Below are 21,337 nucleotides of genomic sequence, written 5' to 3'. Positions count from 1 at the left end.
CGGTTGGCGCCTCTTTGGCCAAGCGTGCGTGGAAGTGCAACCCGTCAGCGTGAGGAATCGCCGGTTTTTTTGCCTAGCGGTCCGACAGGCCCTTGAGCGTCGGCCCCTCGTCCGGGACGGTCTCGGGGCTGATCCCGCGCCACTTGAAGAGCCCCATTGCCAGCGCGGTGCGCTGGAAGATGGTATCGAGGCCGTCGGGCGCCTCGCTCAAACCGCATTCGGGCGTGTTTGCATAGAGGTCGTTGAGCGCCTCTTCCTCTTCATCGCTGCCCGGCTCGGTGTAGAGCACGTCATAGGCGTAGCCGGGCGAGAAAATCGTGGCGCAGCGACCCACTGTCGCGATGTTGCTGTCGCCCTCGGGACCGCGCAGGAAGACCGACGCCTTGACCATGTCGATCTCGTCCTTCTTCGCGCGCAACGGCGGCGGCGCGACATTGCGGACGACCAGCATTTCGGCGATCGCGGCGTTGACCAGCATGGCGGGCGCGGCGCGCTCGGCGGCATTGGCGCACTGCATATGCTTGTAGCGATAGGCGCGCAGCAATTCCTGGTAATCAGGTTCGCTCGACGTATCGACATAGGCTGCCGCGCCGTTGCCGACCGAGGTGATGACGCAATAGGCCATGAAACCCGCATGGCCGTAGCGAGACATTAACGAGTTGGTTTCGAGCTGGCGGAGCATCCCGATCAGCTGCCAATCGACGTTGAGTTCGCCGTTCAGCCCCTCGCCGCCCGTCTGGACGCCATATTGGTCGACCGATCGGCGTCCCTTGTACTGGCGGACGGGGCGACGTTCCTCGACCTCCTCGCGTTCGCCCTCCACGACGATCGCGCGATCATCCTCGTCCTGTTGCGGTCGGCCCTGGTCCTGCGCCTCGGCGGCGCCGGGGAAGGCAAGAAAAGCGGCTCCCGCCGCGAGAAGAGCGGACTTCACGCGATACGTCACAATCATGTCGTTCTGGTCTTTCTATTCGCCCGCGTCAGCCGCGGTTGATCCAGTGGTAGAGGCCCGCCGCGAGCACGCCGCGCTGATACCCCGTGGGCGCGCCATCGGGCGACTCGCGAAGGCCGCATTCGGGCGTGTTGGTGTAGAGCTTATTCAGCGCCGACAATTCTTCGTCGGAGCCCGGCTCGGTCTTCAGCACCTCGTAGGTAAGGCCTGGAGAATAGACTGCTGCACAGCGACCGATGATATCGAAATTCACCTTCACGTTGGGGCCCATCGTGGTGAAAGCGTCGGCCTCGTCCTGATTGAGGCTCATGGCGCGCGGTTCCAGCTCCGGGCCGGCCGCGAGGATGACCTGTTCGGCAAGCGCCGCGTTAACGATCGTCATGGGGATGCCCTGTGCATCGGATTGGATGCAGCGGCGGTGATCCTTGGTCAGCGCCTCGGTAAGCGCTTCGAATCCTTCGTCGCCGGTCATCGGGCCACCGAGGTACGAACCGGCTTCGGCGCCTGCCCGCTCGACCACACAGCGCGATACGCCGGACGCGAGGCGATGCGCGCGCGTGTAGGATTCGGGGGACGCCAGCATTTCGCGGATCGACCACTCGCGCTCAAAACGGAGCGACGTGTCGTCATTGCCGCTCTGCGTCAGGCCCGAGCCGGCGACGGGGGGCGGAGGCGGCGGTGGCGGTGACGCATCCTGCGCCATGGCGGGCTGGGCGGCGGCGCACAGCAGCAGCGCTGCGCCGGTGGCGGACGTGAACTTGGTCATGCGACTTCCCTCTTCTACAAGACCGCACGATTGTGCGCTTGAGAGTGTCGCGTTGCAAGCCGCCGTCTGCCCCTTCGTCGAAAAGGCTCGTTTTGAAGCCTAGCGCGAAGGACTACCCCGCGCGGCCGCGGCGCCACCAGTGGTAAAGACCGGTCGCGAAAACGCTGCGCTGATAGCTGGTCGGGACCTTGCGCGGCGACTTGGCCAGTCCGCACTCGGGTGTTGCGGCGTAGAGACGGTTGAGAGCATCGCGTTCGTCGCTCGATCCGGGCTCGGTGGCGAGCACGTCCTGAACGAGGCCGGGCGAATAGACCGCAGCGCAGCGCCCGACCATCGTGAAGTCATGCGCGGCGCCCGGCACGAGGCCGGTGAAATCTTCGGCCTCGTTGACGTCGACGGACATGGCACGGTCCTCAAATGTCGCCTCGGCGCGGGCGATGAATGCCTCGGCCAACGCGGCGTTCAACGTTTCGCGCGGGACGAGGTGGCCGCGCTGCATGATGCAGGCGGTCCGCAACTCGACGTCACCTGCCTCGATACGGATGGTGCCATCCTCGTCCGTATAGGCGCGCCCGAGTATGCGCTCGACCTCGTCGCCCATCGACTCAATCAGGCAATCGCCCATTTCGCGCGCATAGCGATAGATGTCGGCATCGAGCGACGGCGTAATCATGTTGGCGTCGATGATCGCTTCTTCGGAAAAAAGCATGCGCCGCAAGTCTTCCCCCGATGTCCTGCGGCCGAACCGCTGCGCAGAGAATGTCGTCTGCCGCTGGTCATACCCGCGGTGGAGATTCTCAGTCGGGGAGGTCGGCGCGGGCGACGTGGCATGCTGCGCCATAGCGGGGCTCGCGCCGAAGACGACGCCCGCGCCAACGAGGATGAAAGTCTTGAAGTCGAGGATCGACATGGTTGCGCTCCCTCAGGCGAGAGGCGCGCAAGCATCACGCGCCCCGTCGTGATGCGCCAGTCATAACGCCAACGAAACCCGAATGCACGACTTTTTTGATCAACTGTTTAATTTTATTGCGGGTTGTCGGCCCGGTGGTCGAGATTATGCGCGTAGAGGCGATAGGCGGAGAGCGCGATGATGGCGCGCAACGCTTCGCGGGTGAACTTGGGCTGCTGACCTTCGGGAACGCAGGTCGGGAGTACGCCCGCGAGCGCCTTCAAGGCTGTCATCTCCTCGTCACTCGTCATGGTCGTGCGGAGGAGGTCGGAGACTTCGACGGGCGCCTTGCGAACCACGCAATAGGCCATGACGTCTTCGCCGCTGCGCGCCTCGACCGGCGGCATGTCGGGGTCGTAAGCGGTGTGGGCCGCAAGGTCGTCGAGCAACGCATGCTTGAGCAGCAGACCCTCGACGATGGTACCGGCGAAGATCAGTCCCGAGGTACGCAGGCCGCGGCGGAATTCGTTGCAGTGCGGGGCATATTCGCCGAGCCGCTCGGCGACCACCTTATAGCGATCGCTGCGATAATCGATCGTGACGAGTTCGTGGCCGAGCGCCTCGCGATCGTTCGCGAGGCAATGGCCGACCTGCTGCAACGCCTGCACCCCGCGCACGCTCGATTTGGAAGCCACCGCCTCCTGACCTTGGGCGAACGCCATCGGCGCTGCCGCCAGGCTCGCCGCACCCATCATCGCTGCCAGAAAAATACGCATACCAACCCCCGGATTGTTCAAATTCGTCATCGGCTTAGCCAATGACGACGGGGGTTTACAAGCTGAAGCTATTCAGCGGCTTCGAGCTGGCCGCCATTTTCGGCGATGCGGCGCTCGAGTTCCGGGCGGAAGTGGCGGATGAGGCCCTGGATCGGCCAGGCCGCCGCGTCGCCGAGCGCGCAGATGGTGTGGCCTTCGACCTGCTTGGTGACGTCAAACAGGCGGTCGATCGTGCCGGCATCGACGTCGCCGGTGCGCAGCTTTTCCATGGTGCGCCACATCCAGCCCGTGCCTTCGCGGCACGGCGTGCACTGGCCGCAGCTCTCGTGCTTGTAGAAGTAGCTGATGCGCGAAATGGCACGAACGATGTCGGTCGACTTGTCCATGACGATGACGGCAGCGGTGCCGAGGCCCGAGCCCAGCTCCTTGAGCCCGTCGAAATCCATCGGCGCGTCCATGATCTGCTCGGCCGGGACCAGCGGGACCGACGAGCCGCCCGGGATGACAGCGAGGAGATTGTCCCACCCGCCCTTGAGGCCGCCGGCGTGGAGGTCGATCAGTTCGCGGAAGCTGATGCTCATCGATTCCTCGACGACGCACGGCTTGTTCACGTGGCCCGAGATCTGGAACAGCTTGGTGCCAGCATTGCCTTCGCGGCCGAAGCTCTTGAACCATTCGGCGCCGCGGCGAAGGATCGTCGGGACGACCGCGATCGATTCCACGTTGTTGACGGTGGTGGGGCAGCCGTAGAGACCTGCGCCCGCCGGGAAAGGAGGCTTGAGGCGCGGTTGCCCCTTCTTGCCCTCGAGGCTTTCGAGCATCGCGGTCTCTTCGCCGCAAATATAGGCCCCTGCCCCGCGGTGAACAAACAGGTCGAAGTCGTAGCCCGAGCCCGCGGCATTCTTGCCGAGCAGGCCGGCGGCGTATGCTTCGGCGACGGCGTCTTCGAGCACCTGCGCCTCGCGGATGAATTCGCCGCGGATGTAGATGTAGGCCGCACGCGCGCGCATCGCGAAGGCGGAGAGCAAAGCGCCCTCGACCAGCTTTTGCGGGTCGTGGCGAATGATCTCGCGGTCCTTGCAGGACCCGGGTTCGGATTCGTCGGCGTTGATGACGAGGAAGTTGGGACGGCCGGGCGTCGGTTCCTTGGGCATGAAGCCCCACTTCATGCCGGTCGGGAAGCCCGCGCCGCCGCGACCGCGCAGGCCGCTATCCTTGACCATCTCGATGATGGTGTCCTGGCCGAGCTTCATCAGGTCGGCAGTCTTGTCCCAGTCGCCGCGCGCCTGCGCCGACTTCAGGTCCGCGCCCTGGAAGCCGTAGACGTTGGTGAAGATGCGGTCCTTGTCGGCAAGGGGCGTGGTGCTGCCCATTACTTCTTCTCCAGCAATTTGGTCGCGCCGACATAGAGGCCGGCGGCAAGCGCCACGCCGAGCAGGAGGCCCAGCAGGCTCTTGAAGATATTCCAGGCGATGACAATCGCGAGAATGGCGACGATGACCTTGATAACCGTGTGCATCAGGCGTCTCCGTCCTTAGGTTTCGACAGCAGCATCATGACGACGCCGTAGACGAACCCGCCCACGATCGCACCGACGCCGAGCGCCAATTGCGCGTCACCTTCGACAGGACGGCCAACCAGCGGGCGCAGGAAATTCATGACGAGGAAGAACAGCACGCCCCACACCAATCCGTTGAGGATCGGATGCTCGCGCGCAAAATCCTTCCGGCGGCTCTCGGTCACCACTGTCCCCGATAGTCGTAATTGCGCTCGGCCATTTTCTTGAGGCTGGTCGGGCCGCCTTCGGGGCAGCTGGCCTGGCGACCGGTCTGCGGGCCGACCGGCGGCTCCTTGCCTTCGGCGAGCGCGTCGAGGATCTGGAGCGTGCGCTCTTCGGTGAGATCCTCGTAATTGTCATCGTTGATCTGGACCATCGGCGCGTTGGCGCAGGCGCCCATGCACTCGACCTCGGTCAGGGTGAAGAGGCCGTCCTCGGTCGTGTGACCCTTGACCATGCCCTTCGCCTTGCAGGCCTTCATGACATCGTCCGAGCCGCGCAGCATGCACGGCGTCGTGCCGCACACCTGGACGTGATATTTCCCGACCGGCACAAGATTGTACATCGTGTAGAAGCTCGCGACTTCCATCACGCGCACGACGGGCATGTCGAGCTGGGCGGCGACGAACTCGATCACCGGGATCGGCAGCCAGCCCTGCGTTTCGGTCATCCGCCCGACCTGCCGCTGGGCGAGATCGAGGAAAGGCAGGCACGCCGACGCCTGGCGACCCTCGGGATATTTGGCGAGGATACGCTTCGCCTCGGGAGCTGCGACATCGTCCCAGGCAAAGTCCGACCACTGCGCGCGCAGTTCGGGCGTATCAGCGGCAAAATGACGGCCGGCCATTAGCGGTCACACTCCCCAAAGACGACGTCGATCGCGGAAAGCACCGCCGTCGTGTCGGCCAGCATGTGGCCCTTCATCATGAAATCCATCGCCTGCAGGTGCGAAAACGCCGTGGGACGGATCTTGCAGCGATAGGGTTTGTTGGTGCCGTCGGCGACGAGATAGACGCCGAATTCGCCCTTGGGGCTTTCGGTCGCGACATACACCTCGCCCGCGGGCACATGATAGCCCTCGGTGTAGAGCTTGAAGTGGTGGATCAGTGCTTCCATCGACTGCTTCATCTCGCCGCGGTTGGGCGGGAAGACCTTGCGGTCGAGGCTGCCGATCGGCCCCTTGGGCATTTCGGCGAGGCACTGTTTCATGATGCGCATCGACTGGCGCACTTCCTCGACGCGGACCATGAAGCGGTCGTAGCAGTCGCCCTTCGTCCCCACCGGAATGTCGAAGTCCATGCGGTCATAGACTTCGTAGGGCTGCGACTTGCGCAAATCCCAGGCGATGCCCGAGGCGCGGATCATCGGGCCCGAGAAGCCCCATGCCAGCGCATCTTCCTTGCTAACGACGCCGATATCGACGTTGCGCTGCTTGAAGATGCGGTTGTCGACGACGAGGCTCATCGCGTCCTCGAACAGGTGCATGCGCGTGTCCAGCCACTCGCCCATTTCGGCGAGCACGCTCTCGGGGATGTCCTGGTGGACGCCGCCGACGCGGAAATAGTTGGCATGCATGCGCGCGCCCGACACCTTCTCGTAGAAGTTCATCGTGTCTTCGCGCACTTCGAACAGCCACAGGTTGGGCGTCATCGCGCCCACGTCCATGACGTGGCTGCCGAGGTTGAGCATGTGGTTGGAGATGCGGGTCAATTCCGCCATCAGCACGCGGATATATTGCGCGCGCAGCGGGACTTCGAGCCCGAGCAATTTTTCGACCGCGAGCACGTAGCTATGCTCCATGCACATGGGCGAACAGTAATCGAGGCGATCGAAGTAAGGCAGCGCCTGCGCGTAGGTCTTGTACTCGATCAGCTTCTCGGTGCCGCGATGGAGCAGGCCGACATGCGGATCGACGCGCTCGACGATTTCGCCGTCCAGCTCCATGATCAGGCGCAGCACACCGTGCGCAGCAGGATGCTGCGGGCCAAAGTTGATCGTGTAGTTGGAGATTGTCTCGTCGCCCGCGGTATGCGGCTGGTCAAGGACGACCTCGTGATCGACCTTGCGAAGCTCGTCGAACGCCTTGGCGCGCTCGTCCGGGAAGGTCTGGATTTCCACCTTGGTCGTCATTCGCTGTCACCTTTGCGCGGATCGACGGGCGCATCTTCGCGCGTTTCGGGCGACGGCACGTCAGTGTCTTCGCCGCCGGCATGATCGGCCTTGTCGGCGACCGGATCGCGCGCTTCTTCCTTGGCTTTCTCGTCGGTCGGCTCGCCCGCGCCCGTGTCGCTGGGCTCGTCGGTGGTCTTGGGCGCAGGCGGCGGTGCCTTGGGCTCGACCTTTTCGCCGGTCGGGGCCTTGGCCGGGGTCGGCGCGCCCGGCGCCTCGCCTTCGGCCTTCTCGTCGCCCGGCAGGCGATATTCGGCGCCTTCCCACGGCATCAGGAAATCGAAGGTGCGGAAGTCCTGCGGCAGCTTGACCGGCTCGTAGACGACGCGCTTCTCGCTCTCCGAATAGCGCAGCTCGACATGGCCCGTCATCGGGAAGTCCTTGCGCAGCGGATGGCCCTCGAAGCCATAGTCGGTGAGAATGCGGCGAAGGTCGGGATTGCCCGAAAAATCGACGCCGTAAAGGTCGAACACTTCGCGTTCGAGCCAGCCCGCGACCGGCCACAGGCCCGTCAGCGAGGGCACCGACGTCGCCTCGTCGGTCAGCACCTTCAGCCGCACGCGATGGTTATGCGTAACCGAAAGGAAGTGGTAATTGACTTCGAACCGTTCGGCGCGATCGGGATAGTCGGCGCCGGCAATTTCCATCAGTTGCTGGTAGCCGAACGTGTCGCGCAGCGTTTTGGCCGCCTCGACCAGCCCGTCGCGCGTGACGGTGAAGGTCAGCTCGCCGACATGATCCTTGGTGTCGACCAGCGCGCTGCCGATCGCCTTGGCATAGTCGTCCGCGAAGCCGTCGCGCTCCGCGATCTTCGGGGCAGGACTGCTCATCGCTCGATCGTCCCCTCACGGCGGATTTTCCGCTGCAGCTGCATGATGCCGTAGAGCAAGGCTTCCGCAGTCGGCGGGCAGCCGGGCACGTAGATGTCGACCGGCACGATACGGTCGCAGCCGCGAACGACGCTGTAGCTATAGTGATAATAGCCGCCGCCATTGGCGCAGCTGCCCATCGAGATGACGTAGCGCGGTTCGCTCATCTGGTCGTAGACCTTGCGCAGCGCGGGGGCCATCTTGTTGCAGAGCGTGCCGGCGACGATCATGACGTCGGACTGGCGCGGGCTCGCGCGGGGTGCGACGCCGAAGCGTTCGAGGTCGTAGCGCGGCATGTTGACGTGGATCATCTCGACCGCGCAGCAGGCAAGGCCGAAGGTCATCCACCATAGCGAGCCGGTGCGCGCCCACTTGAACAGGTCCTCGGTCGTGGTGACCAGGAAACCCTTCTCGTCGAGCTCTTTGCGCATCTCCTCGAACTTCTGCATGTCGGGGCCGCCGGGCACGAGACCGGCGGCGCGCGCCAGCTCTTCCTCGGTCGGATGCGGGTTCGCTGCGGGGTCGAGTACTACTCCCATTCGAGCGCTCCCTTTTGCCACGCATAGACAAGGCCGAGAGTCAGCTCGACGAGGAAGATCATCATTGCGATCCACGCCGCCCAGCCCAACCCGACGACGGTGACCGCCCACGGGAAGAGGAAGGCCGCTTCGAGGTCGAAGATGATGAACAGGATCGCGACGAGATAGAAACGCACGTCGAACTGGTCGCGCGTGTCCTCGAAGGCGGGGAAACCGCACTCATATTCGCTGAGTTTTTCGGCGTCCGGCTGGTGCGCGCCGGTGAGACGCGAAACGATCATCGGCAGGCCGACGAATGCAGTCGACAGCACCAGCGCGATGGCCAGGAAAATGAGGATCGGTAGATATCCGGCGGCGACGTCTGCCAAGGGATGCTCCGGAGCTAGTGGTCAGGCTTGGCGCGGCTTTAGGACAGCAAGACGTGAGGGGCAACCGCCTAGAGGCGCAAAATCGGCGCTTTTATTGCGCGCCCAGCACCATTCGCCGCACGACGCTGGGGCGCAGCGTCTCCTCGCCCTCGATCGCGCCTTCCTCGCCGTAGCGTTCCCACTGCGGATCGGAGGCGTAGACGAGGGCATTGCCGACGATTTGTCCGGTGGTGGGTTCGCCCCATTCGGGCACTGCGCGTTCGAGTAGGGTCGCGCCGGTGACGGTGGTGCCGTCCTCGTCGAGCGAGAGACGCACGATCCGCTTGGGAGCGAGGCCGTTCTGGACGGCGATGAGGTCGCCGTCGTGCCAGAACATCGTGTCGGTGCCGTCGAGCGCGAGATTTGCGGGGCCCGACAGGCGCTTGAGCGAGCGGCTGTCGATGTCGACCATCGCGATGCCGTAGGCCCAGTCGGCGACGTAGGCGAAACGGCCCGACGGGTGGACGACGATGCCTTGCGGGCTTGAGAGATGGCCCTTGGCGATCAGCGGCGCGAGCTGCCCCCTGCCCGGCCCCAGCCGCCAGACTTCGCCGCTCGTCGGGCTGCTCGCCAGCACCGCGCCGTCAGGCGCAAGCGCCAGGTCGCCGAGCGCTTCGACCTCGCGTGGGGCGGTGATACGGCGTTTCTCTTCGAGTGTGTCGAGATCAAGCGCGACGAGGCCGACGAACCCTGTCTGCGGGCTTCGCGTCTGTTCGATCCGCCCGCACGAAATCCAGAGGGTGCGGCGCTCTTCGTCGACGAGAATGCCCATGACGCTGCCGAGCGTGCGGGTGGGCACGCGCTGCCAATTGCTACCGTCGCTGCTGACGTGAAGCGTGCGGTCGACGACCGAGCCGGTTAACCAGCGCCCTGTTGCAGGGTCATGCGCGATCGCCTCGGACAGGCGGATGTCGGCGGGGATGGAGAACAGCGCCACGCTGTTGGTCACGGCGGCGCGCAGGGGCTCGACCTCGCGCGACGTTTCTTGAGCGGTGTCCACGAGCTTCGAAAGCTGTTCGTTGGAAGCGGGCTGGAGCAGCAATTCCATCGCGGACATCTGCGCCAGCGCGTCGCGCGCGACGTCGGCGTCGCCGGCCTGGAATGCTGCGACTAGCAGGCGGCGCTGGGCGATGGCGCTGTTGGGATTGGCCGACACGAGCGCACGCATGGCGTCGATGTCTGCCGATGCCCTCAATCGGTCGACGGTCGACCAATCGGGCAGGCTGCGCCAGCGCTCGTCGGCGGTGGGCGCGATGCTGGCGGGCTCTGCGGGCGGTAAAGCAGGCGCGCACGCGCCCAGCGCCAACGTGACTGCGAAAAACTGCTTCATGCGCCCCCCTTCGAACTAACGAAGGGAGCGTGCCACCAGCTTGTGCAGCTTGCTATGGAGTTCTCCATTAGCCGCCAGATATTGTCGACGGGCGGCCATGCGGTCCTGGCCGCGATAGTCGGTGATGAAGCCGCCGGCTTCCTTCACCAGCAACAGGCCGGCCGCGACGTCCCACCAGTCGAGATCGTCTTCCCAGAAACCGTCAAGACGACCTGCGGCGACATAGGCGAAGTCGAGGCTGGCCGCGCCCATGCGGCGGATGCCCGACACTTCGGGGGCGATGGCGTTGTATAGTTTGGTCCACTCGCCGCTATTGCCGCGCCCCATGTGCGGCATGCCGGTGCCGATCAGGCTTTCGTCGAGATAGCGGCGCGAGGACACGCGCAGGCGGCGATCGTGGAGCCAGGCCCCGCGACCCTTTTCGGCCCAGAAGGTCTCGTCGGTCAGCGGCTGGTAGACCATCGCGTGGGTGATCTCGGGCTCGCCGTTGGGCTTCTTGTCCTCGACCGCGATCGAGATGGCAAAGTGCGGCAGGCCGTGGAGGAAGTTGGAAGTACCGTCGAGCGGATCGACAACCCAGCGCGGCTTGTCGGGATTACCCTCGACCTCGCCACCTTCCTCGAGCAGCAGGCCCCAGTCGGGGCGCGCGTGCTGCAGCTCTTCGACGATCGTGCGCTCGGCACGCTTGTCGGCCATCGATACGAAGTCCGCCGGCCCCTTCTTGGAGACCTGCAACTGTTCGACTTCGCCGAAGTCACGGCGCAGGCGCGGCGCGGCCTTGTGCACGGCGCGCTGCATGACGGTGATGAGACCCGAGTGGGAAACCATTAGTTTTCTTCGTCCTGATCAGAATTGGTGTCGTCGGCCTCGGGCATCTCGCCCGCCGCGATCGAGGCGAGGCTGGAAAGCGCCTCGGCGATTTTTTCGAGCCGCTGGTCCTCGCCGGTGATGTTGTGACGCGTCGCGATGTAGCGAGGGTCGTTATAGGCAACGACCACCTCGCCCTTCGCGTCGCGATAGATGGCCATGCGCTGGGGGAGGTCGAGCGCCGCGCTGGGCGCAGCCTTCATCAGCGGCGTGCCAACGTCGGGCTTGCCGAAGAAGATGACGGTCGCCGGGGTCAGCTCGAGCTCGACCTTCTCGGCATTGGCACGGTGGTCGAGCTTCGCGACAATGTTGAAGCCCTTCTGCTCGAGCGCGTCCTCGAGCCGTTCGACCGCTTCGTCGACGGTGCCGTCGACCACGCGCGTGATCATGCCGTCGCCAAAGCCAGCCACGGCAGAGCCAGCGCGCTCCTCGCCTTCGGTCATCTGGTTGCTGGTCGCGCTCTCCTGGACGAACGGGTCCGAGTCCTCGGCGCAGGCGGCGAGGGTCAGGACAGCGGCAAGCGGCAGGACGGCTTTGATCATCAGTCGGCTCTCTTCACGTAGGTCACTTCCCCCGTGTCGACGACAACGCGCGTGCCCGTGGTGATGTGCGGCGGCACCATGATGCGCACGCCATTGTCGAGCACTGCGGGCTTGTAGCTGGACGAGGCGGTTTGCCCCTTCACGACCGCATCGGCCTCGACGATTTCATGCTCGCTGAACTGCGGCAGCTGCACCGAAATCGGCTTTTCGTCATACATTTCGAGCATTACGTCCATGCCGTCGGTCAGGAACGCCGCCTGGTCGCCGAGCATGTCGCGATTGACGATGATCTGCTCGTAATTTTCCTTGTGCATGAAGGTCAGGTCATCGCCGTCGGCGAATAGGAACTGATATTCGACCGTGTCGAGGCGCACCTTTTCGACCGTTTCCGCACTGCGGAAGCGGACGTTGGTCTTGCGACCGTCGATGACGTTCTTGAGTTCGACCTGCATATAGGCCCCGCCCTTGCCGGGCTGGGTGTGCTGGATCTTCACGGCCTTCCAGATGCCGTTTTCATATTCGATGATGTTGCCGGGACGAATGTCGACGCCGCTGATCTTCATGAGTGATCCGCCTATATGCTGTGTACGAATGAAAGAGCCAAAGGAGCGAAACCGTTCCTTCGAGATGGCCACTAGCCGCCCGTGCGCCGTCCCGCAAGCAATGGATAGGGGTTGATCGGCCGGCCTTCCCACCAATCCTCTTCGGGCTCCATGCGATGGATCGCGAAATGGAGGTGCGGGCCGTCGGGACTGGCATTGCCCGAATAGCCGACCGTGCCCAGCCGCTGTCCAAGCCGGATGCGCTGTCCTTCCTCGAGCCCCGGCGCATAGCCGTCGAGATGGGCGTAATAATAGATCCAGCGCCCGTCGTCGGAGCGGACGTAGAGCGTCTTGCCGCCCCCGCCTTCGGAGAAATAGATTTTTTCGAGCCGGCCCTCGGACGCGGCGACGACCGGTGTGCCGGTATCGGCCATGATGTCGATCGCGTCGTGACGGCGGGCGCCACCGGCACGCGCCTGGGTGAAAGTGTCGACCAGGTCGTCGGCAGTCTTTCCGACGACGGGGATGGCGAGACCCGAGGGACCCACCTCGACCGACTCGGCGATCGTCACGGGCGGCTTCGCCTCGCGGTCGAGCGTAACCTTGTCGCCCGCGCCGTCGACCTTACCGTCAATCCGGTCGCCGACTTCGGGATCGTGGATCGGATTTTCCGACCGCGTCTCTTCGCCCAATGGCGTCGAGATCATTCCCGACATGAAGGCGACCAGCCAGAAGGCGCTGGTCAGGATGAAGGTGACGAGGATCTTCAGGCGACGAACTCCGCCTCGAAGCCCTCATCGAGGATGCGCGACAGGGTGAGCACGTCCCAGTTGGTCATGCGCAGGCAGCCATGGCTCTCGGTATAGCCGATGGTCTGCGGCTCGGGCGTGCCGTGAATGCCGTAATGCTCCTTGGTCAGGTCGAGCCACGCGACACCCACCGGCCCGTTGGGACCCGGCGGAAGCATCTGGCTCTCTTCGCTATCGTCGACGTCCCAGAAGAGGTCGGGCTGGTAATGGAAAGGCGGCAGGAAGCTGTAAGCCTGCACCTTCCACTTACCGAGCGGCAGCGGATCGTTCTCGCTTCCGGTGGTGACCGGGAACTGCGCGACCAGCTTGTCGTCATTGTCATAGACGCGCATCTGCCCGTCGCTTTCGTCGACGACGATGCGCGTGCCCTTGGCGCCGCCGTCGGGCTGGACGTTAAGCGCGTTGAACATGTCACGCTGCGTGCCCTCGAGATCACCATAATCGCGGCTCGAAGGCAGCACGTTGGGAAGCTGTAGCACGGTGCCGATCTCGACATTGCGTGCCTTGTCGCCATTGAGCGCGATCAGCGTCTCACTGGTAGTGTGGAAACGTTCGGCCACTTCCTCGAACAAATTCTCGTAAGGCATCGCCTCCATTTCGGCCTGCTCTTCCGCGTCTTCGGGGATTTCCTTATGCGGCGAACCGAAGCTGGTCTCGTCGATGCGCAGGAAGCGCGTGGGCGCGCGGCCGTCCTTAAGCAGCGATTTGCGGGTCGGCGTATCGAGGCGGCCGGTAACTTCGAGCCCGTTTGCTTCCTGGTAGCCCTTGAGCGCCCATTCGAAATTCTTGCCCGAGCGACCGTCGATCACGCCGGGCGAGAAGTTGGCGCGGTCGAGCAGGACCATGGCGTGGAACACGTCGTTGTCGATGTCTTCCATCTTGCGCTCGTTGCCCTCTCCCTCGTCGAGCGCGGTCGAGCCGTAGGTGCGCCCCGGCTTGGTCTTGGCTTCGGTGGCGTCGGGCTTTTCGGAAGCTTCCTTGCTCGCCTGCGCATCGGCGGGCTGGGCAATCATCAAGGCGCCGCCCGCGCTAAGCGCGATGGCGGCGGCAAAGGTCGAAAGAATGGGAAAACGCGGCACTGGAGCCCTCCTGTTGGCAGTTCGTTACGCCACCAACGCCAAAGTGCCCGCTTTTATCCGTTGAGCATTTCGCCGAAGCGTTTGACGACCGCCGCAGGGTCGTCGGCATTCCAGACCGCGCCCGAGACGGCGAGGAAGTCCGCGCCGGCTTCGACGAGCTCTTTTGCGTTAGCCGGCGTGATGCCGCCAATCGCGACGCAGGGAAGCTCGAACAGGCTCGCCCACCAGCTCAGGATGCCCGGCTCGGGACGGTGGTCGCTGGCCTTGGTCTCACTGGGATAGAAGGCCCCGAACGCAACATAGTCGGCGCCTGCCTCACCCGCTTCCATCGCGAGATGGCGCGAGGCGTGACAGGTGACGCCGATCATTTTCGACGGGCCAAGCTCGCGGCGCGCGTCCTTCACGTCGCCATCGCCCTGTCCCAGGTGCACGCCGTCGGCATCGAGGCGCTTCGCCATCGACACGCTGTCGTTGACGATGAAAGCCACGTCATGCTCGCGGCAAATCTCGAGCAGCGGTTTTGCGGCATTGGCCAGGTCGTGGCTCTGCAGTCCTTTGACGCGCAGCTGGAACGCGGCGACGTCGCCGCCGGACAGCGCCGCGCGCAACCGGTCGGGGAAATCGCCGCCGATGTCCTCGGGGCTGATCAGGTATAGTTGGCAGGGATGTTCCCGCTCGGGCGGCGGGAACACCGAAAAGTCGAATTCGTCGATAAGCCCGCTGCCGCTCATCAGGTCGCCGAAGCGTCCGCGATCGAGTTGATGGCGCCGCCGAGCGTCTTGTCGAACTCGCCATCGTCCATGTCGGCGCGAAGGTCCTGCAGGAGCGCGCGGCTGAAGCTGGCGATCATGCCGCGATTCTTCTTCAGCTCGGCGACCGCATCGTCATGGCTGTAGCCGCCCGAGAGCGCGACCACGCGCATAATCTTGTCGTGCGCGACCAGCGGCGCGAACAGGTCGGGCTGCTTGGGCAGCGACAGCTTGAGCATGATCTCGCGGTCGCCTTCCATGCCGGCCACGGCGCGCATCAGCTCCTGGAAGAGGAGCATGTCGGCTTCGGCGCGGCTTTCCGATTTGATGTTCACCTCGGGCTCGACGATCGGGATCAGCCCGGCGTCGAGGATCCTGTTGGCGGCCTCCATCTGCTGGTCGACGATGGCGCGGATGCCGTCTTCGTCGGCATGGTTGATGACCGAGCGCATCTTGGTGCCGAACATGCCCTTGGCGACCGACTTTTCGAGCAGCGCATCGAGCTTGGTCAGCGGGTTCATCAGCTGGACGCCATTTTCTTCCTGCGCGAGGCCCTGGTCGACCTTGATGAAGGGAACGATGCCCAGTTCCTTGAGCTTGTCGGGGACCGGCGTGCCGTCGATGTCGCCGTCCATCGTGCGTTCGAACAGGATCGCGCCGAGGATCTTGCCGCTCGAGAAGCTCGGCGAGGTGATCACGCGGCTGCGCATCTGGTGGATCAGCGCGAACATCTCTTCTTCGCTGCTCCAGGCGTCTTCGCCCACGCCGTAGCCGGCGAGCGCCTTGGGGGTCGAACCGCCCGACTGGTCCAATGCGGCGATGAAGCCGTTTCCGCCTCGGATCTGTGCGGTCATCTGGTCGCGGTTCATGGTGATTCGTCCCTCGTGCGCTGTGTGGAAAGTGATGGCACGCCCTACCCTGCGCAGCCGCGCTGCGGAACCCCCTTCGAGCCCGCCCATTGGTTGGTGAACGATCACCGGATGGAGGGCGACATGGATAGCGAGCGAATCGAGCAGCTCTCGAGCGCTGCCGACGGCTGTTTCGCCGGATTGAAGGCGGTGCTGGTAAATGCCACGCTCAAACATCCCGGCGTGGACAGCCACACCGACACGCTGCTCGACGTGGTCGAGCAGATCTTCACCAGCTGCGAAGTCGAAGTCGACCGGCTTCGCTTGTCCGAACATCGGCTCGCGCCCGGCGTTTACCCCGACATGACCGAGCATGGCTGGGACCATGACGACTGGCCGAAAATTTGCGACCGGGTCATCGGCGCCGACATCTGCATCCTCGGCACGCCCATCTGGCTGGGCGAGAAATCGAGCCTCGCGCAGGCTTTTATCGAGAAGCTCTATGCGCATAGCGGCCAGACCAACGAGAAGGGACAATATCTTTTCTATGGCAAGGTCGGCGGCTGCGTGGTGACCGGTAACGAGGACGGCATTAAGCATGTCGGCATGGGTGTGCTCTATTCAATGCAGCATGTCGGCTACACCATCCCGCCCCAGGCCGATTGCGGCTGGATCGGCGAGGCCGGGCCCGGCCCGAGCTATGGTGACGAGCAGGACGACGGGTCGCGCGCGGGCTTCGACAACGAATTCACGCAGCGAAACACGACCTTCATGGCCTTCAACTGCATGCACATGGCAAAGATGCTGAAGGACGCAGGCGGCATCCCCGCGGTCGGCAATGTCAGGACGGAATGGGATGACGGGTCCAAGCCCGGCTGGCCCAACCCGGAATATCGGCTAGGCGATTAACGCCACAACTGAAGCTGGCGGATCGCGCCGGGGACGCTGTCGTCGTTGTCGACGCGCGAGAGGCTGCGTTCGGCGAGGTTCCATTTGCGGGTCACCGTGCCGCGCTTCCACAGGTCGGTGATCCAGAACTGGCCCGACCAGTCACCGCCGTCGAGCTTCATTTCCAGATCGCACGCCGCCGCGAACCAGACGGTGCTGCCATGCTTGCGCACGAACACGTCGCGGAAGCGGTAGCCGCTGGCGGTCCAGCGCGCCGCGCCCGCATCGAGCCAGCTCGGGCGGTCGAGCAGCAGGCTCTTGCCCGCCCCGACGATGATCATGAGGTCGCGTTCGGTGAGCTTGCGCATCACCCGCGTGTCGCGCTGGATCCAGCCGCGCATGAGCTTGTGCTCGAGCGTTTCGATGGTCGAAGCAATGTCTGCCATGGGAGTTACGCCTTGAGGGCCTCCACGCCGGGAAGCGCCTTGCCTTCCATCCATTCGAGGAAAGCGCCGCCCGCAGTCGAGACGAAGGTGAAATCGTCTGCGACCCCTGCATGGTTGAGCGCTGCGACCGTGTCGCCCCCGCCCGCCACGCTGATCAGCGAACCGCCTTCGGTCAGCGCCGCCGCGGTCTTCGCGAGCGCCACGGTAGCGGCATCGAACGGCTCGGTCTCGAACGCACCGAGCGGCCCGTTCCACACCAGAGTCTTGCAGTTCTTGATCGCATCTCCGAGCGCTTCGACCGCCGCAGGCCCGACGTCGAGGATCATCTCTTCCCCGGCCACCTCGTGCACGTTGACCGTACGCAGGCTGTCGGGATTCGCCGCGAATTCCTTGGCCACGACGACATCGTACGGCAAGTGGATGGTGCAGTCGGCGGCTTCGGCCTTCTCGAAAATCTCGTTCGCCTCGCCGATCAGGTCTTTTTCGCACAACGACTTGCCGACGTCGACCCCGCGCGCGGCAAGGAAGGTGTTGGCCATGCCGCCGCCGATGATCAGGCGGTCGACCTTGGAAACGAGATTGTGGAGCACTGAAAGCTTGGTCGAGACCTTCGCTCCGCCCACGACCGCCGCCACCGGATGCTCGGGATTGCCGAGCGCGGCGTCTAGCGCCTTCAGCTCGGCCTCCATCGCACGTCCCGCGAATGACGGCAGGTGCTGCGCGACGCCCACGGTCGAGGCATGCGCGCGGTGCGCCGCCGAAAAGGCGTCGTTGACGTAATAGTCTCCGAGCGCCGCCATCCCCTTGGCCAGTTCCGGATCGTTCGCCGTCTCACCATCGTGGAAACGCGTGTTTTCCAGGATGCCGATCCCGCCCGGCAGCATGATCGAGATCGCCCGCGCGGCATGTTCGCCCTGGCAATCCTCGATGAATTTGACGCTCCGCCCGGTCAGCTCGTGCAGCGGGGTGACCAGCAAGGCAGTCGACATGTCCGGCCGCACCCGACCCTCGGGACGCCGGAAGTGCGAGAGGAGGAGCACGATCGCGCCCTTCTCCGCCAGTTCCGAAATCGTCGGCAGCACGGCACGCAGCCGCGTGTCGTCGGTGACGTCCCCGTCGGCCATCGGCACGTTGAGGTCCGCGCGAACGAGGACCTTCTTGCCCGTCAGGTCGGCGGGGAGGTCGTCGAGGGTCTGGAATGCGGCCATCGGCTTAGAGGAACTTCGCCATCACGCCGGCCGTGTCGATCATGCGGTTCGAGAAACCCCATTCATTGTCGTACCAGCTGACGACGCGGGCGAGCTTGCCCTCCATCACGCTGGTTTCGAGGCTGTCGATGGTCGACGACGCAGGATGATGGTTGAAGTCGCTCGAGACCAGCGGCTGGTCGGTATAGTCGAGCACGCCCTTCATCGGGCCCTCTGCAGCCGCCTTGAGCGCGGCGTTGAGTTCTTCGGCGCTCGTGTCGCGACCCGGCGTGAAGACGAGATCGACGAGGCTGACGTTGGGCGTCGGCACGCGCACCGACGAACCGTCGAGCTTGCCGTTGAGTTCGGGGAGCACGAGGCCGACCGCGCGGGCCGCACCCGTCGTCGTCGGGATCATGTTCTGCGCACCGCCACGTGCACGGCGCATGTCGCTGTGCATCTGGTCGAGCATGCGCTGGTCGTTGGTGTAGCTGTGGATGGTGGTCATGAAACCGCGCTCGATCCCGACCGTGTCGTTGAGGACCTTGGCGACGGGCGCGAGGCAGTTGGTGGTGCAACTGGCGTTCGAGACGACATCGTCCTCGGCGGTCAGCGTGTCCTGGTTGACGCCGAATACGATCGTCTTGCTGACATTCTTGGCCGGAGCCGAGATCAGCACCTTCTTGGCACCCGCGGAGATATGCGGGCGCGCGGCCTTGTCCGACTGGAAGAAGCCGGTGCATTCGAGCACGATGTCGATGCCCATGTCGCCGTGCGGCAGGTCGCCCGGATTACGCTCCGAGGTGACCTTGATCGCCTTGCCGTTGACCGTGATCGTATCGCCGTCGACTTCGACCGTGCCCGGGAAGCGGCCGTGCGAGCTGTCATACTGGAACAGGAGCGCGTTGGCCTTGGCGTCGGCAAGGTCGTTGATCGCGACGAGGTCGAGATCGTGATCGTCCCGCTCGAGGATGGCACGGGCGACGAGGCGACCGATGCGGCCGAACCCGTTGATGGCGACTTTAGTCATTCAAACGCTCCTGGATTTTTTCAGTGATGGCTTCCGGGGTGAAGCCGAATTTTTCGAACAGCACCGGCGCGGGCGCGGACGCCCCGAACCGGTCGAGACCGATGTTCATGCCGTGGATGCCGGTATAGCGCTCCCACCCGTAGGTCGTGCCCGCCTCGATCGAAACGCGCAGCACTTCGGTGTTCGAGACGTCGGGCAGGATGTCGTTCTTATAGTCCGCATCCTGCGCGTCATATTTGTCGGTCGAGACCATCGAAACGACTTCGGTGCCGACGCCCGCTTCTTCCAGTTTGGCCGCGACTTCGAGCGCGAGATGCACTTCGCTGCCCGTCGCGATCAGGATGACGCGGCGCTCGCCTTCGGCATCCTTCAAGCGATAGGCGCCCTTCGACGTCAGGTTATGCTCGGCATTCTCGGTGCGCACCGCGGGCAGGCCCTGGCGCGACAAGGCGATCAGTGCAGCGCCCTCGCCTGCCAGCGCGTCGGCCCAGGCCTCCGCCGTCTCCACCGCGTCTGCGGGGCGATAGACGGTGAGACCCGGCATCGCGCGCAGCGACTGGAGATGCTCGATCGGCTGGTGCGTCGGCCCGTCTTCGCCAAGCCCGATGCTGTCGTGGGTCATGACATGGACGACCTTCGCGCCCTGCAATGCGCCGAGGCGGATCGCGCCGCGGCTATAGTCGGAGAAGACGAGGAAGGTGCCGCCATAGGGCATCACGCCCCCGTGCAGCGCCATGCCGTTCATCGCCGCGGCCATGCCGAATTCGCGGATGCCGTAATAGATGTAACGCCCGCCATAATTGTCGGCGGTCAGCGGCTCGATCCCCCCAGCCTTGGTATTGTTCGAGCCGGTGAGGTCGGCCGAACCGCCGATGGTCGCGGGGATCGCCGCGTTGATTGCGTCGAGCGCGACTTCGCTCGCCTTGCGGGTCGCCATCTTGGGCTGATCCTCGACCAGCTTGGTCGTCAGGTCGTGGAGCCAGCGGCGGTCCATCTTGCCCGCCATGCGGTCGAGGAACTCCTGTTTCTTCGGGTGCGCGTCGAGCCGCTCCTGCCATGCAGCCTTGTCGTCCGCCGAGCGCTTGCCCGCCACACGCCACTTGGACAGAACGTCGTCGGGAATGACGAAGGGCTCGGCATCCCAGCCCAGTTCCTTGCGCGCGGCTTCGATCTCGTCGGGGCCGAGCGGCGCGCCGTGCGTCGCCGCAGTACCCTGCTTGTTGGGCGCACCGAAGCCGATGATCGTTTTGCAGCGGATCAGCGTCGGGCGTTGATGCCCCTTCGCATCCTCGATCGCGTTGGTGACGCTGTCGGCGCGCATGCCGTCGCATTCGAGCGTGTGCCAGCCCATCGCCTCGAAGCGGCCGAGCACGTCTTCCTTGCGCGACAGGTCGGTCGGGCCGTCGATCGTGATCTCGTTATCGTCCCACAGCACGATCAGGCGGCCGAGCTTCAAATGCCCCGCCAGCCCCGCGGCCTCGTGGTTGATGCCTTCCATCAGGCAGCCATCGCCCGCCACGACATAGGTGTGGTGGTTGACCAGATCGTCGCCGTAGATCGCGTTCAGGTGCCGCTCGGCGATCGCCATGCCGACCGCCTGCGCGAACCCCTGGCCCAGCGGACCGGTCGTCGCTTCGACGCCGTCGAGCAGGAAGTTTTCCGGATGCCCTGCGCAGGGCGAAGTGATCTGGCGGAAATTCTTGATGTCCTCGATCGTCGGCTTGTCATACCCGGTGAGGTAGAGCAGCGAATAGATCAGCATCGAGCCGTGACCCGCCGACAGGACGAAGCGATCGCGATCGTGCCAGTGCGGATCGCTCGGATCGTGCTTGAGATGATTCGTGAACAGCGCCGTCGCCGCGTCCGCCATTCCCATCGGCATGCCGGGATGCCCTGAATTGGCGGCCTGGACCGCATCCATCGACAAGGCCCGGATGGCATTGGCGAGACGACGTTGGGTGGGCAAATCGGCCTCCTTGGGTATGGCGAAGGGCCCGCCCGAGAATCGCCCCGGAGGCCCCTTTGCATCGCCTATGGAAAGCCTGACGCGGGGCGTCAACCGCGCGCCCGCGTGAAGTCATGCTTGAGATGGCCA

At 64.5% G+C, this 21,337-nt stretch carries 25 protein-coding genes; 1 reads left to right on the top strand and 24 read right to left on the bottom strand.

The features are described 5' to 3' along the window. Positions 1-73: 73 nt before the first annotated feature. From KTQ36_RS06390 to KTQ36_RS06295, 20 genes are all read right to left on the bottom strand, one after another. Positions 74-952, bottom strand: coding sequence for a hypothetical protein (locus KTQ36_RS06390; protein WP_218632871.1), 879 nt, complete (start codon positions 950-952; stop codon positions 74-76). Positions 953-980: 28 nt separating this feature from the next. Then, entirely contained in the window at positions 981-1,718 is a 738-nt protein-coding gene (locus KTQ36_RS06385; protein ID WP_218632870.1) for a hypothetical protein, read from the bottom strand. A gap of 112 nt (positions 1,719-1,830) precedes the next feature. Continuing rightward, complete coding sequence (locus KTQ36_RS06380; protein ID WP_218632869.1) at positions 1,831-2,628, bottom strand: hypothetical protein; 798 nt, start codon at positions 2,626-2,628, stop codon at positions 1,831-1,833. A 113-nt stretch (positions 2,629-2,741) separates the two neighbouring features. Beyond that, positions 2,742-3,383, bottom strand: a complete 642-nt coding sequence (locus KTQ36_RS06375) for a hypothetical protein (RefSeq protein ID WP_218632868.1) — start codon at positions 3,381-3,383, stop codon at positions 2,742-2,744. Between the two features lie 68 nt (positions 3,384-3,451). Then, positions 3,452-4,756, bottom strand: a complete 1,305-nt coding sequence (gene nuoF / locus KTQ36_RS06370; protein WP_218632867.1) for an NADH-quinone oxidoreductase subunit NuoF — start codon at positions 4,754-4,756, stop codon at positions 3,452-3,454. Then, the gene (locus tag KTQ36_RS06365; protein WP_218632866.1) at positions 4,756-4,902 is read right to left on the bottom strand and encodes a hypothetical protein; all 147 of its coding nucleotides are present in this window, start codon (positions 4,900-4,902) and stop codon (positions 4,756-4,758) included. Before KTQ36_RS06365 ends, nuoF begins: the two co-directional genes overlap by 1 nt. After that, a complete protein-coding gene (locus KTQ36_RS06360; RefSeq protein ID WP_218632865.1) occupies positions 4,902-5,126 on the bottom strand; it encodes a hypothetical protein in 225 nt (74 codons plus the stop codon). Before KTQ36_RS06360 ends, KTQ36_RS06365 begins: the two co-directional genes overlap by 1 nt. Then, positions 5,123-5,788: a complex I 24 kDa subunit family protein gene (locus KTQ36_RS06355; RefSeq protein WP_218632864.1), complete on the bottom strand. Its 666-nt coding sequence runs from the start codon at positions 5,786-5,788 to the stop codon at positions 5,123-5,125. The genes KTQ36_RS06360 and KTQ36_RS06355 overlap by 4 nt, the downstream gene beginning before the upstream one ends. Then, positions 5,788-7,071: an NADH-quinone oxidoreductase subunit D gene (locus KTQ36_RS06350; protein ID WP_218632863.1), complete on the bottom strand. Its 1,284-nt coding sequence runs from the start codon at positions 7,069-7,071 to the stop codon at positions 5,788-5,790. The genes KTQ36_RS06355 and KTQ36_RS06350 overlap by 1 nt, the downstream gene beginning before the upstream one ends. Next, positions 7,068-7,940 (bottom strand): NADH-quinone oxidoreductase subunit C, encoded by an 873-nt coding sequence (locus tag KTQ36_RS06345; RefSeq protein WP_218632862.1) that lies wholly within the window; start codon positions 7,938-7,940, stop codon positions 7,068-7,070. The genes KTQ36_RS06350 and KTQ36_RS06345 overlap by 4 nt, the downstream gene beginning before the upstream one ends. Beyond that, entirely contained in the window at positions 7,937-8,518 is a 582-nt protein-coding gene (locus KTQ36_RS06340) for a NuoB/complex I 20 kDa subunit family protein (RefSeq protein WP_218632861.1), read from the bottom strand. Before KTQ36_RS06340 ends, KTQ36_RS06345 begins: the two co-directional genes overlap by 4 nt. Then, positions 8,509-8,886: an NADH-quinone oxidoreductase subunit A gene (gene ndhC / locus KTQ36_RS06335; RefSeq protein ID WP_218632860.1), complete on the bottom strand. Its 378-nt coding sequence runs from the start codon at positions 8,884-8,886 to the stop codon at positions 8,509-8,511. The genes KTQ36_RS06340 and ndhC overlap by 10 nt, the downstream gene beginning before the upstream one ends. Before the next feature lie 91 nt (positions 8,887-8,977). Further along, the gene (locus tag KTQ36_RS06330; protein ID WP_218632859.1) at positions 8,978-10,255 is read right to left on the bottom strand and encodes an NHL repeat-containing protein; all 1,278 of its coding nucleotides are present in this window, start codon (positions 10,253-10,255) and stop codon (positions 8,978-8,980) included. Positions 10,256-10,270: 15 nt separating this feature from the next. After that, positions 10,271-11,083, bottom strand: coding sequence for an inositol monophosphatase family protein (locus KTQ36_RS06325; protein WP_218632858.1), 813 nt, complete (start codon positions 11,081-11,083; stop codon positions 10,271-10,273). Further along, a complete protein-coding gene (locus tag KTQ36_RS06320) occupies positions 11,083-11,664 on the bottom strand; it encodes a DUF302 domain-containing protein (protein ID WP_218632857.1) in 582 nt (193 codons plus the stop codon). Before KTQ36_RS06320 ends, KTQ36_RS06325 begins: the two co-directional genes overlap by 1 nt. Continuing rightward, on the bottom strand, positions 11,664-12,227 hold the full coding sequence (gene efp / locus KTQ36_RS06315; RefSeq protein WP_218632856.1) for an elongation factor P: 564 nt from the start codon (positions 12,225-12,227) through the stop codon (positions 11,664-11,666). The genes KTQ36_RS06320 and efp overlap by 1 nt, the downstream gene beginning before the upstream one ends. A 71-nt stretch (positions 12,228-12,298) precedes the next feature. After that, positions 12,299-12,922 (bottom strand): M23 family metallopeptidase, encoded by a 624-nt coding sequence (locus tag KTQ36_RS06310; RefSeq protein WP_255554402.1) that lies wholly within the window; start codon positions 12,920-12,922, stop codon positions 12,299-12,301. 50 nt (positions 12,923-12,972) lie between these two features. Next, the gene (locus KTQ36_RS06305) at positions 12,973-14,094 is read right to left on the bottom strand and encodes a L,D-transpeptidase family protein (protein WP_345777678.1); all 1,122 of its coding nucleotides are present in this window, start codon (positions 14,092-14,094) and stop codon (positions 12,973-12,975) included. A gap of 53 nt (positions 14,095-14,147) precedes the next feature. Next, positions 14,148-14,825 (bottom strand): thiamine phosphate synthase, encoded by a 678-nt coding sequence (thiE, locus tag KTQ36_RS06300; protein WP_218632855.1) that lies wholly within the window; start codon positions 14,823-14,825, stop codon positions 14,148-14,150. Beyond that, complete coding sequence (locus KTQ36_RS06295; protein ID WP_218632854.1) at positions 14,825-15,712, bottom strand: fructose bisphosphate aldolase; 888 nt, start codon at positions 15,710-15,712, stop codon at positions 14,825-14,827. Before KTQ36_RS06295 ends, thiE begins: the two co-directional genes overlap by 1 nt. A gap of 123 nt (positions 15,713-15,835) precedes the next feature. Here KTQ36_RS06295 and KTQ36_RS06290 point away from each other — a divergent pair, with 123 nt between their 5' ends. Continuing rightward, positions 15,836-16,600, top strand: coding sequence for a flavodoxin family protein (locus tag KTQ36_RS06290; RefSeq protein WP_218632853.1), 765 nt, complete (start codon positions 15,836-15,838; stop codon positions 16,598-16,600). Here the strand turns inward: KTQ36_RS06290 and KTQ36_RS06285 are convergent. Genes KTQ36_RS06285 through tkt form a run of 4 tightly spaced genes read right to left on the bottom strand, consistent with a single transcriptional unit; the run spans position 16,597 to position 21,208 of the window. Then, positions 16,597-17,025 carry a hypothetical protein gene (locus KTQ36_RS06285; protein ID WP_218632852.1) on the bottom strand — a complete coding sequence of 143 codons (429 nt, stop codon included), beginning with the start codon at positions 17,023-17,025 and terminating at the stop codon, positions 16,597-16,599. The genes KTQ36_RS06290 and KTQ36_RS06285 overlap by 4 nt on opposite strands. Positions 17,026-17,030: 5 nt before the next feature. Next, positions 17,031-18,233 (bottom strand): phosphoglycerate kinase, encoded by a 1,203-nt coding sequence (locus KTQ36_RS06280; protein WP_218632851.1) that lies wholly within the window; start codon positions 18,231-18,233, stop codon positions 17,031-17,033. A 4-nt stretch (positions 18,234-18,237) separates the two neighbouring features. Continuing rightward, positions 18,238-19,242, bottom strand: coding sequence for a type I glyceraldehyde-3-phosphate dehydrogenase (gene gap, locus KTQ36_RS06275; RefSeq protein ID WP_218632850.1), 1,005 nt, complete (start codon positions 19,240-19,242; stop codon positions 18,238-18,240). Next, positions 19,235-21,208: a transketolase gene (gene tkt, locus KTQ36_RS06270; RefSeq protein ID WP_255554401.1), complete on the bottom strand. Its 1,974-nt coding sequence runs from the start codon at positions 21,206-21,208 to the stop codon at positions 19,235-19,237. The genes gap and tkt overlap by 8 nt, the downstream gene beginning before the upstream one ends. Between the last annotated feature and the right edge of the window lie 129 nt (positions 21,209-21,337).

This window comes from Sphingomicrobium clamense, from assembly GCF_019264355.1.
Classification (GTDB): domain Bacteria; phylum Pseudomonadota; class Alphaproteobacteria; order Sphingomonadales; family Sphingomonadaceae; genus Sphingomicrobium; species Sphingomicrobium clamense.
This window is presented reverse-complemented; position numbering and strand designations above follow the sequence as displayed.

Excerpts from the sequence above, each read along its gene's own strand:
- KTQ36_RS06390 (WP_218632871.1), bottom strand. The coding sequence starts at position 952 with ATGATTGTGACGTATCGCGTGAAGTCCGCTCTTCTCGCGGCGGGAGCC.
- KTQ36_RS06385 (WP_218632870.1), bottom strand. The coding sequence starts at position 1,718 with ATGACCAAGTTCACGTCCGCCACCGGCGCAGCGCTGCTGCTGTGCGCC.
- KTQ36_RS06380 (WP_218632869.1), bottom strand. The coding sequence starts at position 2,628 with ATGTCGATCCTCGACTTCAAGACTTTCATCCTCGTTGGCGCGGGCGTC.
- KTQ36_RS06375 (WP_218632868.1), bottom strand. The coding sequence starts at position 3,383 with ATGCGTATTTTTCTGGCAGCGATGATGGGTGCGGCGAGCCTGGCGGCA.
- nuoF (WP_218632867.1), bottom strand. The coding sequence starts at position 4,756 with ATGGGCAGCACCACGCCCCTTGCCGACAAGGACCGCATCTTCACCAAC.
- KTQ36_RS06365 (WP_218632866.1), bottom strand. The coding sequence starts at position 4,902 with ATGCACACGGTTATCAAGGTCATCGTCGCCATTCTCGCGATTGTCATC.
- KTQ36_RS06355 (WP_218632864.1), bottom strand. The coding sequence starts at position 5,788 with ATGGCCGGCCGTCATTTTGCCGCTGATACGCCCGAACTGCGCGCGCAG.
- KTQ36_RS06350 (WP_218632863.1), bottom strand. The coding sequence starts at position 7,071 with ATGACGACCAAGGTGGAAATCCAGACCTTCCCGGACGAGCGCGCCAAG.
- KTQ36_RS06345 (WP_218632862.1), bottom strand. The coding sequence starts at position 7,940 with ATGAGCAGTCCTGCCCCGAAGATCGCGGAGCGCGACGGCTTCGCGGAC.
- KTQ36_RS06340 (WP_218632861.1), bottom strand. The coding sequence starts at position 8,518 with ATGGGAGTAGTACTCGACCCCGCAGCGAACCCGCATCCGACCGAGGAA.
- KTQ36_RS06330 (WP_218632859.1), bottom strand. The coding sequence starts at position 10,255 with ATGAAGCAGTTTTTCGCAGTCACGTTGGCGCTGGGCGCGTGCGCGCCT.
- KTQ36_RS06325 (WP_218632858.1), bottom strand. The coding sequence starts at position 11,083 with ATGGTTTCCCACTCGGGTCTCATCACCGTCATGCAGCGCGCCGTGCAC.
- KTQ36_RS06320 (WP_218632857.1), bottom strand. The coding sequence starts at position 11,664 with ATGATCAAAGCCGTCCTGCCGCTTGCCGCTGTCCTGACCCTCGCCGCC.
- efp (WP_218632856.1), bottom strand. The coding sequence starts at position 12,227 with ATGAAGATCAGCGGCGTCGACATTCGTCCCGGCAACATCATCGAATAT.
- KTQ36_RS06310 (WP_255554402.1), bottom strand. The coding sequence starts at position 12,922 with ATGTCGGGAATGATCTCGACGCCATTGGGCGAAGAGACGCGGTCGGAA.
- thiE (WP_218632855.1), bottom strand. The coding sequence starts at position 14,825 with ATGAGCGGCAGCGGGCTTATCGACGAATTCGACTTTTCGGTGTTCCCG.
- KTQ36_RS06295 (WP_218632854.1), bottom strand. The coding sequence starts at position 15,712 with ATGAACCGCGACCAGATGACCGCACAGATCCGAGGCGGAAACGGCTTC.
- KTQ36_RS06290 (WP_218632853.1), top strand. The coding sequence starts at position 15,836 with ATGGATAGCGAGCGAATCGAGCAGCTCTCGAGCGCTGCCGACGGCTGT.
- KTQ36_RS06285 (WP_218632852.1), bottom strand. The coding sequence starts at position 17,025 with ATGGCAGACATTGCTTCGACCATCGAAACGCTCGAGCACAAGCTCATG.
- KTQ36_RS06280 (WP_218632851.1), bottom strand. The coding sequence starts at position 18,233 with ATGGCCGCATTCCAGACCCTCGACGACCTCCCCGCCGACCTGACGGGC.
- gap (WP_218632850.1), bottom strand. The coding sequence starts at position 19,242 with ATGACTAAAGTCGCCATCAACGGGTTCGGCCGCATCGGTCGCCTCGTC.